We start from the raw sequence: 12,532 nt of genomic DNA, 5'->3' as shown, positions 1-12,532 counted from the left end.
AAGGAGCTTCACATGAAGCTCTTTTTTATGGTATAAAATAGTAGATTGATATGCCATTTATACAGGTTTATTTGCCGTTTATAGATGAAAAGGCATTAACGGTGTATTTTTTACAAATTGTCATGTTTTTTTTGTACATTTGCCAAAAGAGAAAACTTATTTCCCCTTATTAAATAATTGCTGTTTTTTCTTCTGCCATTAAGTTAACATATTTATTGAGAAGCCTAAGGCTGAGTATTTAATTAGGGTGTTTAAGTAAATTTTGTGTTTTGACACATATATAACATTTGTTTTGTTAAACGTTCTAGCTATGAAAATTAAAATTACCTTGGCACTTTTGTTTATGTTCTCATTGAGTGTTGTTAGTGCCCAAGATTTACACGATGATGCTAATGCCGCTTCTTTATCCAACGAAGCGAATACTACTACAGGATGGAATGGTATTGGAGTTCCGGGAGTTATGACTACGGATGCTACAGATACCCAAAATGGTGCCTTTGCCTTAAGATTAAACTTTGTAGATCTTAATAGTAGGTCTGTTGAATATCAATTCTCGGCTGTTATAGGTGAAGAATATACCATTACAATTTGGGCTAAAGAAGGTGATCAAAGTAATGATCCTGCTTTTGTTAACTGGGTAGGGATGGCGATACCGGTAACACCAATTCAAGGAACCACTTGGACACCTTATGTGTTTAATGTTACGGCAACTTCAACATTACCTAGAATACGAATTTTTGCTGGATCAGCTGCTAACGGTACAGCAGGTGATTATACGTTATTAGATGCAGTTTCTATTGTGCCAGCATCTTCAGATTCTGAGGCACCAAGTGCTGTTACTGATTTATCGTCTTCAAATACAACAATGAATACAACAGACTTGTCATGGAGTGCATCTACTGATAATGTTGGAGTGACAGATTATGAGGTATTTCAAGACGGAGTGAGCATCGGATTTACAGGAGGAGCAACGAACATGAATGTTACAGGTTTAACTGCCAATACGGGGTATGCCTTTACAGTTTTTGCTCGAGATGCTGCTGGTAATGTATCTGCCGTAAGTAATACCGAAAATGTTACAACCTTGTCAGATACACAGGCTCCAACAGCAGTGACGGACTTGGCTTCGTCAAACACAACAGACACAATAACAGATTTAACCTGGAGCGCATCTACTGATAATGTTGGTGTAACAAACTATGAAGTCTTCCAAGATGGTGTAAGTATAGGCTTAACCGGAGGAGCAACCAATATGAATGTAACTGGATTAACTGCAAGTACTAGTTACGCTTTTACGGTCTTTGCTCGAGATGCTGCAAATAATATATCAACGGTAAGTAATACCGAAAATGTGACCACTTCTGCAGAACCCGATACAGAAGCGCCTAGTGCTGTTACAGATTTGGCTTCGTCAAACACAACAGACACAACAACAGATTTGGCATGGAGCGCATCAACCGATAATGTTGGTGTAACAAACTATGAAGTTTTTCAAGATGGTGTAAGCATTGGTTTAACCGGAGGAGCAACTAATATGAATGTTACCGGATTAACTGCAAGTACTAGTTATGCTTTTACGGTTTTTGCTAGAGATGCTGCAAATAATGTATCTGCCGTAAGTAATACCGAAAATGTAACAACCCCAGATACGCAAGCTCCCAGCGCTATAACAGACTTGGCATCGTCAAATACGTCTGATACAGCTACAGATTTAACTTGGAGCGCATCTACGGATAATGTTGCTGTAACAAATTATGAAGTTTTCCAAGATGGTGTAAGTATAGGCTTAACAGGTGGAGCAACTAATATGAACGTTACCGGATTAACCGCAAGTACGAGCTATGCATTTACAGTTTTTGCTAGAGATGCTGCAGGAAATACATCGGCAGTAAGTAATACTGAAAATGTAACGACATCTGCAGGGCCAGATACAGAAGCCCCAAGTGCGGTTTCAGACCTTTCATCTTCAAATACTACTCAAACAACAACTAGCCTGTCATGGAGTGCATCAACAGACAATGTAGGTGTAACAGATTATGAAGTATTTCAAGATGCTGTTAGTATAGGCTTAACTGGTGGAGCAACCAATATGAACGTTACTGGATTAACTGCAAGTACTAGTTATGCATTTACAGTTTTTGCTAGAGATGCTGCAGGAAATATATCGGCAGTAAGTAATACTGAAAATGTAACAACTCAAGACCCAGGTAGTGTAATTGACTATACATCTGATAATGCCAATTTAACAACTGTAGATTGGACTGCAAGAGATTTGTTTGCTGATAGAAATGTTGGTATTGGAACAACCAATACTCAAGGATTTAGATTAGCTGTTGCTGGAAATGTAATAGCCGAAGAAATAAGAATTGCATTACAAGCTAACTGGCCAGATTATGTTTTTGAAGAGGATTATGACCTACCTACGCTGAAGGAGGTAGAAGAACATATAAATAAATATGGTCACTTAATTAATATACCTAGTGCGAAAGAGGTAGAAGATTCTGGAATCCAACTTGGTGATATGAACGCTAAGCTTTTGAGAAAAATAGAAGAACTTACACTTTATACCATTGAACAACAAAAGTTAATTGAACAACTTAAGAAAGAAAATTCTCAAATAAAGGAAATTTTGAACAGACTTACTATACTAGAAGAGAAGGCTAAACAAGGAAATAAATAATATTATATGTAATTACTTTTAAAGTAAAAAGCTATGAAAAATTTTTACATATTATTTTGTTTAGGTATCTTCTTAAATCAGTTGGCATTTTCACAATCCATTAGGAAGAATCATTTAGAAATGACTGTCACAGAAAAGGCTAATCTGGTAAACGGGCTTTATCAACTTCGGTTAGGTCCTGATTTATTTGATGACATGGCTGTTTTTCATGGAGATTTTGCAAACTTTGATAATACCGCTACTCCAACGGCCTTGGACATACACCTTAATCTTCCAGATGAACCAGAAAGAGATATCTTTTTACCTTGGCATAGAAGACAGATATTTGAAATAGAACAGGCTTTACAAGATATCAATCCTAATATCAGCATCCCTTATTGGGATACTTCAACCGATCAATCGATTAATTCTTCGCTTTGGGATCAAAATTTCATGGGACAATTTGATTTAGATTGGAATTTAGGCCGTGTATTTGGTAACCCTGCTTTTTTACCAACACCTGCTCATATAGTGGATGTGCAATCTGAAACAAATTTCTTGACTTACGCTAATCGATTAGAACGAGAGGAAGCACATACCGGAGGTCATAGATGGGTGCGTGGAGCTATGCAAACATCATTTTCTCCAAGAGATCCTGTTTTTTATTTACATCATGCAAACGTAGATAGGTTGTGGAATGATTGGCAAGAGGCAAATGGTACGTCTTCATACATTATAACTTCTATGTTAAGATATGATGGAACTTATGTTTTTAATGGACAGACATTACCTTTGGTGAATCCAAATGATATCTTAGAAGCAAAAGACTTGGGTGTTTTTTACGCCGAAAATCAATTAGCTCAGCTAGAAGATTATACGGTTTCCAATACGTATAATGCACAGGAAAATTTCTATTATCAATTTACAATCCAAGCGGGCAATGATTTTATAATACCAGCTGGTACCGATTGTAAGTTTGAATCGGTAAATGAAATTGTGTTGCAACCTGGTTTTGAGGTTGCAAGTGGTGGTAATTTTATTGGCACCATTGATGCACAACCTGCTAGCAGAAGCGCGTCAAAGCAACCAATAGAGATTGTTAGAAATCGAATTCCTTTTTCAGAAAGAGAACTAGAAGATATATTTATTAATCAGTCTATTGATGGTTTAGACACATCAGTATCGGTTATAAGTTCATTTCCAAACCCTTTTTCAAATAAAATTACTGTTACCCTTGATAAAAAGTTGACTAGCGGTAGGATCGTCATTTATAATATGATGGGAACTCAAGTAAAAAATGAATTGGTTACAGATAAAAAACAAATCGAGATCGTTAACTTGTTTGGTTTACCTGCCGGTGCCTATGTGCTTCAAGTTGTAGACGGTAATAATAAAGTGTTAATTGCTAGAAGATTAATTAAAATGCAATAGAAAATGAATGAGTATTTGATTACTTGTTTTTTGTCTATCATATTTTTAGGTTCACTCTTTTTCCCTCCAAAATTTTTAAACGAAACAGAAACTTGTATAAAAATAAAGAACAATACCAGTTATGATTTGAAAGACGTATCTATATTTTCAAAAAGTTTTCATTCCATAGATGCAAATGAAGAATCTAGTTTTAAAAAAATAAAGTATGTTAAATTAGAAACAAATGACGTTTTAAAGTTGAATGCTTTGAACAAGAATTTCGAAATATACGTAACATTTGAATCGAATTATAATAAGATTTCGTATATAATTGATAGTCTTAATTTCAAAAATAGATACATCTATTATAACGTAATAAAAGAATAAAATTAAAGTTTAGTTAACTCATAATATTGAAAATTAATTACTTTTAACCTATTATTGAAAAAGAAAAAATATATTACCCTCTTTATTTTACATTTCACCCAAAATATCTTGTTGTAATAAGTTTTTACCTAAGGTAAGTAATGTTTTAGCATTTTCGAACGTTATATCGTTTATGAAGTTTAACTATTATTTAAATTAATAATTAGAAAGAAACAATCTCTATGAAAAATTTCGCATTAATTGGAGTTGGTGGTTATATAGCCGTTAGGCATTTAAGAGCAATTAAGGAGACTAATAATGATCTTCTGGTTGCACTAGATAAATTCGATAGTGTTGGTATCATGGATAGCTATTATCCCGATGCTGCTTTTTTTGTTGAATTTGAACGGTTTGATAGACATATTGAGAAATTAAGACGGAAGAACATCAGTTTAGATTACATTAGCATCTGTACTCCAAATTACTTGCATGATTCTCATATAAGAATGGCTTTAAGAAGTGGGGCACATGCTATATGCGAAAAACCGTTAGTCTTAAACCCATGGAATATTGATGCTTTAGTTGATATTGAAAACCAATACAATAAAAAAGTACATACCATATTACAATTAAGACTTCATAAGAGCATAATTGAATTAAAAGAGCAAATAGAAAATGGACCAAAAGATAAAATCTATGATGTGGATTTAACATACTTAACCTCAAGAGGTAATTGGTATTTCACATCCTGGAAAGGTGATATTACAAAATCGGGTGGTATTGCAACAAATATAGGTATTCATTTTTATGACATGCTTACATACATATTTGGTGATGTAAAAAACAATGTTGTACATTTACATGAACACGATAGAGCTGCAGGTTATTTAGAGCTTGAAAAAGCAAGAGTAAGATGGTTTTTATCTATTAATTACGATGTACTGCCAGATACGGTTAAAGAAAAAGGACAAAGAACATATCGTTCTATCACAGTAGATGGTAAAGAAATAGAATTTAGCGATGGCTTTTTCGATTTACATACAAAGAGCTACGAAAATATAATTAACGGAGAAGGATTTGGATTAGAAGATGCGCGTCAATCAATTAGTATCGTGCATCAAATTCGTAATAAAGAGTTAAGTCCATTACAAGGAGATTATCACCCTATGGCTAAATTAGAAAAGTCAAAACATCCGTTTAAAAGTAGTAAAGAACAATAACCAACTAAAAAATAAACATGAAAGTAGTCATCTTGGCTGGTGGGTTTGGAACCCGATTGTCAGAAGAAACAGGTATTAGACCTAAACCAATGGTTGAAATCGGCGGTAAACCCATATTATGGCATATTTTAAAGTCGTATGCTCATTATGGTTTCAATGAATTTGTAATTCTTCTAGGTTACAAAGGGTATATGATTAAAGAATATTTCGCCAATTATTTTCTTCATAATTCAAGTGTTACAATTGATCTTAAAAATAATGAGATCAAAATGCTTAATAATCAATCTGAAGATTGGAAAGTAACACTTTTAGATACAGGTTTAAATACGATGACTGGAGGTAGAATAAAACAGGCAAAATCTGTCATTGGAGACGATAAGTTTTTGCTTACCTATGGAGATGGTGTTTCAGATGTTAATTTAAATGAATTAGTAAACTTTCATAATTCGCATAATGGTATTATTACTATGACTACTGTACAACCACAGAGTAGGTATGGTACCATTGATTTTGGAGAAGATGACCAACTCGTAAAATCATTTGAAGAAAAACCAGAAGGAGAAAGAGGTTGGATTAATGGAGGTTTCTTCATGTGTGATGCAGAAGTTTTTGATTATATAGAAAACAACTCAACAAGTGTTTTTGAAAGAGATCCCTTAGAAAAGATGTCAAAGGCGGAAAAATTATACGCCTTTAAACATACTGGTTTTTGGAGAGCTATGGATTCTTTGAAGGATAAAAATGACTTGGAGAAATTATGGAATGCAAATAACGCCGCATGGAAAACCTGGGCATAGATTCATTATTTAATCTATACAAGGATAAAAAGGTTCTTCTTACTGGCCATACCGGTTTTAAAGGATCATGGATGGCTATTTGGCTTCAAAAACTAGGAGCCCAAGTAATTGGTGTTGCACTAGACCCCAAAACTGAATTAGATAATTTTAATCTATCAAACCTTTCTTCACTAATAAAAGATATTAGGCTAGATATTAGAGACAAAGATGCTTTGATTAAGGTTTTTAAAAATGAGCAACCAGAAATTGTTTTTCATCTTGCTGCACAACCACTAGTTTTAGAAAGTTATGAAAACCCACTTGAAACCTTTGAAACAAATACCCTAGGTACAGCAAATATATTGGAGGCTATTCGATTAACAAGCTCTGTAGAAACTGCCTTAATGATTACTACAGATAAAGTGTATCATAATGAAGAATGGGTATGGCCTTATAAAGAAGAAGATAAATTAGGAGGATACGATCCATATAGTGCAAGTAAAGGAGCTTCGGAGATTGTAATTTCGTCTTATAGAAATTCATTCTTCAATCCAAAAGATTATAATAAACATAAGAAATCAATTGCTTCTGTAAGAGCTGGTAATGTAATAGGAGGAGGTGATTGGTCAGAAAATAGGATAATACCAGATTGTATCAGATCTATCGAAGAAGGTAAAGCAATTGAAGTAAGGAGCCCCAAATCTGTTAGACCTTGGCAGCATGTTCTAGAACCTATTTTTGGATACTTAATGCTTGGAGCTATGATGCATAAAGATCCTATAAGATATGCTGAAGCATGGAATTTTGGACCAGAAGCTGATAATGTAGTAACGGTTGAAAAATTAGTTTCATTATTAATTGTTAAATATGGTTCCGGACAATGGATGGATAAGTCAGATAAGAGTGCACCTCATGAAGCGAAGTTATTAGCATTAGACATTAATAAAGCAAAATATCATTTAGGCTGGACTCCAGCTTTAAACATAGAAGAGACAATTGAGTTTACAGTTAACTGGTATAAAAAATATAAAGAAGCCAATGTGTTGAATTTATGCCATCAACAAATTGATGCTTACTACAAGCTATGGAAATTAAAGAACGAAAATTAAAAGGTGTTTATGAAATTACATTAAAACCCCTCGGTGATACTAGAGGTTTTTTTATGAGAGCCTTTGATGATGCCATTTTTAGAGAAAATGGAATTGATAGAAAATGGGTACAAGAGAACCATTCTCGATCAGAGACAAAAGGAATCATTAGAGGATTACACTTTCAGATGCCACCATATTCAGAGACTAAAATGGTTCGTTGCGTTAAAGGTGCTGTTTTAGATGTATTTGTAGACCTTAGAGAAGGCTCAGATACCTTCGGCCAATGGGATAGTATTGAACTTAGTGAAGCGAATAAAAAAATGATTTTTATTCCAAGAGGTTTTGCCCATGGCTTTTGCACATTAACAGATATAAGCGAAGTATTATATAAGGTAGACAATTACTATACGCCATCGGCTGAATTAGGCCTATTATGGAGTGATAAAGAAATTAATATAGATTGGCCGATAATTAACCCTAAACTTTCAGATAAAGATTCAAAAAACTTAACATTAAGTGAATTTATCACTAAATATAATTCTATAAAATTATGAATGTAAGATTATTCAAGCCTTCTGTAGGCAAGGAAGAATTACAAAATATATCAGAAGCTTTTGATAGGTCATGGATTGGCCTTGGTCCTAACGTTAACGAGTTTGAAAAGCAATGGGCAGAATATATTGGAGTTAAGCACGCTATTGGCTTAAACTCTGCAACAGCTGCGTTGCACGTCGCACTAATGACTTTTAATTTCCAGAAAGGAAAGAAAGTTTTAGTACCGTCACTAACCTTTGCAGCCACGGCATGTGCAGTTTTGTACAATGGATTAATTCCTGTTTTTGTTGATTCAGATCCGGTAACCTTAGGGATGGATCTAGATGATATGAAGAATAAATATGATGAGGATTGTGTTGCGATTATGCCAGTTCATTATGCAGGCCATCCAGTGCCAATGGACAAATTAATGGAATTTGCTAACGAGAAAAATCTAAAGGTTATTGAAGACTGTGCCCATACTACAGGAGCAATATATAAAGGCAAGCCTTTAGGTACTTGGGGACATTTTGGTTGTTATTCATTTGAAGAAAAGAAATTAATGACTACTGGTGATGGGGGCATGATTGTTACTAATTATACTGAACTCATTAAAGATATTAAAGCCTTTAGATGGGTTGGAATTGATAAGGATAACTGGAAAACTGCACAATCTTATACAGATGCTAATAAAGATGCAATGCATTGGTTTTATGAAATCAATGTACTAGGGTATAAGTATAATATGAATGATTTATCGGCGTCTATAGGATTAGCGCAGTTAAAGAAACTTGATGGTATGAATGCTAGAAGATCGGCAATTATTAGAATGTATCTAGATGCAATACAAGAAATAGATGGAGTAGAACCTTTATTGCCTTTCGAGCCTGAAACATATGTATATCAGATGTTCGGTATTAGGTCAGACAGAAGAGATGACTTAATGATCTATTTGAAATCTAAAGGTATCGCTACGGGCTGTCATTACACACCATTAACGTTACAACCTTTATTTAAACAGTATGCTAGCGATTGTAATTATATAGAAAAAGAAGCGAATAGGTTTGTTACACTTCCTTTACATTCAGATTTAACTGATGAAGAAGTAAATTATGTTATTAAACATTTAAAAGAGTTTAATGCTTAAGTATAAAAACTATACACTAATAAAACCTAATTCAAAACAAGAAAGTCAAATCTTGAGGGTAATTAATGACCATAATGGATCTGTTTTTCAGGAGTTTGATCTAAATAAAATTGTTGAAAAAGAATTCAATACTGAGTTGTTTTATCTTGTAGATAACCCTAATGATATTGGTAATCTATCACCTGTTCATATGGAAAAAGGTAAGTTTGGCTTAAAACGGTATCATTTTAAACCACTTCATGATATACCATATGCTGGTTTTGTAAAAGATGAATTGATAGATTATAATAATTTGTCTGTAGGTTTTTTCAATTCATTAAACTATTGTGGTCTACCGACAATCGAAAACAATAAAAATATTGATTTGGCTTCTCAAAAAGGTGAAACCTGTGTTATTGATCTTAGCTTAGATGCCGAAGATATATTTAGCAATGTGATCCACTCTAAGCGGAGGAATATGATAAGAAAGGCTCAAAAATCAGGAATTTCATCAAAAGCTTTTTTTTCAAGCGAAGGTCTTGCTCATTTTTGGCCAATATTAAATGAATTACACCAAAAATTAGGATATACGCATCTTAATGAACGTTATTACAAAGCACTTATCGATCATTATGGGCCTAAAAAACAAGCGATAATTTTAGTTGCTTTCAAAGATGAAAAACCGATATCTGGCATCTTTATAATCGGCAATAAAAATTCAATGTTGTATTATAAAGGAGCCTCTACATTTAATGTTAAGAATGAAGGGCAGGGGGAGTTGTTGCAATGGGAAGCGATCCAGCTTTCAAAAGAGTTGAAAGTGAAATACTACGACTTAGGAAATCTGCAAAAAGAGATTCTACCAGCTATTTATAGATTTAAAACAGGAATTTCTAGTAATATAATAGAATACCCTATTTACACTAAAAATTCTTTAGGATATAAGATGGTAAAGAAAATAACTAAAACTTAATAATGAGATTTATTCTTTTAACAAACCCTTCTCATACCAACAATGTTTTAAAAGAGTTAATCATGTCTGGCTTAATTCCGCAATTTGTGGTTACAGATACGCCATTTTATATTAAGAAAACAGGTGTTTTAAAAACGCTGATATTAAAAGTTAAGCGATATATAAGATATCTAACTAAAAGAACCGAGTTTGAACAAAAGTTTAAACCCTATTTTTTGGCTAAAAAGTATTCAATACCTGTCTATAATTCTAATCAAGTGAATACAAGAGTGTTTGAAAAGATTATTAAAGAGCACCAAATAGATTATGCATTTACATACGGATTTAGAATTCTCAAAAATTTTATTATCGAAGCTCCAAAATTAGGATGTATTAATTTTCATCCAGCTTTTTTGCCAAATAATAGAGGCGCTTCACCAACCAATTGGGTACTTTTAAATGGTCAAAGTGCAACAGGTATAACTTTTCACTATATCAATGAGGCCATCGATGAAGGAGAGATTATTGAACAATACGAAGTTCCTGTAACAGGCTTAGAAACTACAGAACTGTTAAATAAATATTTATTCGGACTAGGTGAATTACTACTTGTTAGGCTAATAGTAGGCCTTAAAAACAATAAAAAGGTAGAATTGTTAAATAATGACCCTAAACAAGGCTCCTATGAAAAACCATTCAAAAAAGAGCATCGCCTTATTCATGATAGATTGAGTTATAATGAGCTTAGAAACCTGATTTTATCTTCTAGAGCTTATAACTCTAATGCAACCTATAAATTTAAGAACCAAGAGTTTCATGTTATTAATGTAGTTAAGACTAATAGTTGGCAGTTAGCAACTAAAATCCCTTATCTAGATAATGCGAATAACATCTATTTGGAAACATCAGATGGGCAAATAGCTTATTTGATTACCAAGAAAAAAATTGAAGTTTGAAAGATTTAAAGAAAAAATCTATAGATGGAGTTATTTGGAACCTAACAGAAAAGTTTGGTATACAGTTTATTAAACTCTTTTTAGGGATCATCTTGGCAAGAATTTTAAGTCCTGCTGATTATGGTCTTATCGGTATGATTACCATTTTTATTTCGCTCTCTTTAATATTTATTGATAGCGGATTTGGTTTAGCCTATATTCAAAAGCAAGACACAAATGAAGAAGATGCTAGTACCATATTTTATTTCAATTTATTCATAAGTACTGTTCTGTATATCATATTATGGTTTTCAGCACCATTAATTTCAAATTTTTATGAAGAACCAAAATTAGTTGATATTATAAGAGTTTTGAGCTTAGTGCTGATAATCAATTCTTTTGGAATGATTCAGATTACGAAGCTTACAAAAGAAGTCAATTTTAAGAAAAAAACCCTGCTCATAATTACTAGTACTATCATTTCAGGAGCATTAGGAATCTATGCTGCCTTAAACGGTTATGGTGTATGGAGTTTGGTTATTCAAACATTGTCAAAAGCAAGTATAGAAAGTCTAGGCCTTTGGATATTTTATAAATGGAGGCCAAAACTCTATTTTAGCACTAGTTCTTTAAAGTCATTATTGTCATTTAGCACATGGGCATTAACCACAAATCTAATGGCAACTTTTTTTGAGAATTTGTACTTTATCGTTATTGGTAAGTTCTTTCCTGCTGCCCAATTAGGTTTTTATACAAAAGCAAAGCAATTTCAAATAGTAGTAACAAGAACCCCATCGAATGCCGTTGGAACCGTTGCTTTCCCGGTATTTTCGAAAATTCAAGATGATAAAAAAGTACTTAAAGAAGCAATGAAAAAATTCATTACACATATTATATTTTTTATGGCTCCTTTGATAGCAGTTTTTATAGTTATTGCTAAACCAGCATTTTTAATTTTACTAACAGAAAAATGGTTACCAATGGTGCCTTATTTTCAACTGTTATTAATAGCAGGCATTTTGTATCCCATACAAATGGTAAATGTACAAGTGTTAACAGCACAAGGAAAAATGAAGCTGAATTTTAACTTATCCATGCTTAAAAACGCGTTTAGAGTTATTAACATAATTGTAATGTATAGATTTGGAGTTTTATATATAATCTATGGAGAGATTATACTTTCCTTTTTGGCTCTAATTATTAATACTTATTATACCAAAAAGTTTCTAAATTATGGGATGTTAGAACAACTAAAAGATATTTCAATTATTCTAATAACAGCAGTATTATTAACTGCTTCTGGTTGGTACATATCTGAATTGATTAACAATAACTATATTAAGGCTATAATTTCAGCACTTTTTGTTTTGAGTTTATATTTTACTATCATATATGTTTTTGACAAAAAATTATTTTTGAATATAAAATCTATTGTTAGTGAAAAGCTGGTAAAAAAAATATAA

The 12,532-nt window shown here is 32.9% G+C and carries 10 protein-coding genes; all 10 read left to right on the top strand.

Going from position 1 to position 12,532, the window contains the following annotated elements; genetic code table 11:
• Positions 1 to 310: 310 nt before the first annotated feature.
• The 10 genes from AC1EUU_RS06245 (at position 311) to AC1EUU_RS06200 (ending at position 12,532) form a co-directional block, all read left to right on the top strand.
• A complete protein-coding gene (locus AC1EUU_RS06245) occupies positions 311 to 2,680 on the top strand; it encodes a fibronectin type III domain-containing protein (protein ID WP_480200525.1) in 2,370 nt (789 codons plus the stop codon).
• Positions 2,681 to 2,713: 33 nt separating this feature from the next.
• Positions 2,714 to 4,090: a tyrosinase family protein gene (locus AC1EUU_RS06240; protein WP_480200524.1), complete on the top strand. Its 1,377-nt coding sequence runs from the start codon at positions 2,714 to 2,716 to the stop codon at positions 4,088 to 4,090.
• A 587-nt stretch (positions 4,091 to 4,677) separates the two neighbouring features.
• On the top strand, positions 4,678 to 5,655 hold the full coding sequence (locus AC1EUU_RS06235) for a Gfo/Idh/MocA family protein (RefSeq protein ID WP_480200523.1): 978 nt from the start codon (positions 4,678 to 4,680) through the stop codon (positions 5,653 to 5,655).
• Positions 5,656 to 5,672: 17 nt separating this feature from the next.
• Complete coding sequence (gene rfbF / locus AC1EUU_RS06230; protein ID WP_480200522.1) at positions 5,673 to 6,452, top strand: glucose-1-phosphate cytidylyltransferase; 780 nt, start codon at positions 5,673 to 5,675, stop codon at positions 6,450 to 6,452.
• Positions 6,434 to 7,540 carry a CDP-glucose 4,6-dehydratase gene (gene rfbG / locus AC1EUU_RS06225; RefSeq protein WP_480200521.1) on the top strand — a complete coding sequence of 369 codons (1,107 nt, stop codon included), beginning with the start codon at positions 6,434 to 6,436 and terminating at the stop codon, positions 7,538 to 7,540. Before rfbF ends, rfbG begins: the two co-directional genes overlap by 19 nt.
• A complete protein-coding gene (gene rfbC / locus AC1EUU_RS06220) occupies positions 7,516 to 8,076 on the top strand; it encodes a dTDP-4-dehydrorhamnose 3,5-epimerase (RefSeq protein WP_480200520.1) in 561 nt (186 codons plus the stop codon). The genes rfbG and rfbC overlap by 25 nt, the downstream gene beginning before the upstream one ends.
• Positions 8,073 to 9,203, top strand: a complete 1,131-nt coding sequence (locus tag AC1EUU_RS06215) for a DegT/DnrJ/EryC1/StrS family aminotransferase (protein WP_480200519.1) — start codon at positions 8,073 to 8,075, stop codon at positions 9,201 to 9,203. Before rfbC ends, AC1EUU_RS06215 begins: the two co-directional genes overlap by 4 nt.
• The gene (locus AC1EUU_RS06210) at positions 9,196 to 10,155 is read left to right on the top strand and encodes a lipid II:glycine glycyltransferase FemX (RefSeq protein ID WP_480200518.1); all 960 of its coding nucleotides are present in this window, start codon (positions 9,196 to 9,198) and stop codon (positions 10,153 to 10,155) included. The genes AC1EUU_RS06215 and AC1EUU_RS06210 overlap by 8 nt, the downstream gene beginning before the upstream one ends.
• A 2-nt stretch (positions 10,156 to 10,157) precedes the next feature.
• Positions 10,158 to 11,090: a methionyl-tRNA formyltransferase gene (locus AC1EUU_RS06205; protein WP_480200517.1), complete on the top strand. Its 933-nt coding sequence runs from the start codon at positions 10,158 to 10,160 to the stop codon at positions 11,088 to 11,090.
• Positions 11,087 to 12,532, top strand: coding sequence for a lipopolysaccharide biosynthesis protein (locus AC1EUU_RS06200; protein ID WP_480200516.1), 1,446 nt, complete (start codon positions 11,087 to 11,089; stop codon positions 12,530 to 12,532). Before AC1EUU_RS06205 ends, AC1EUU_RS06200 begins: the two co-directional genes overlap by 4 nt.

Source organism: Maritimimonas sp. 2205BS37-2, assembly GCF_056591755.1.
Note: the sequence above shows the minus strand (reverse complement) of the source record. Positions and strands in the feature narration are given on the sequence as shown.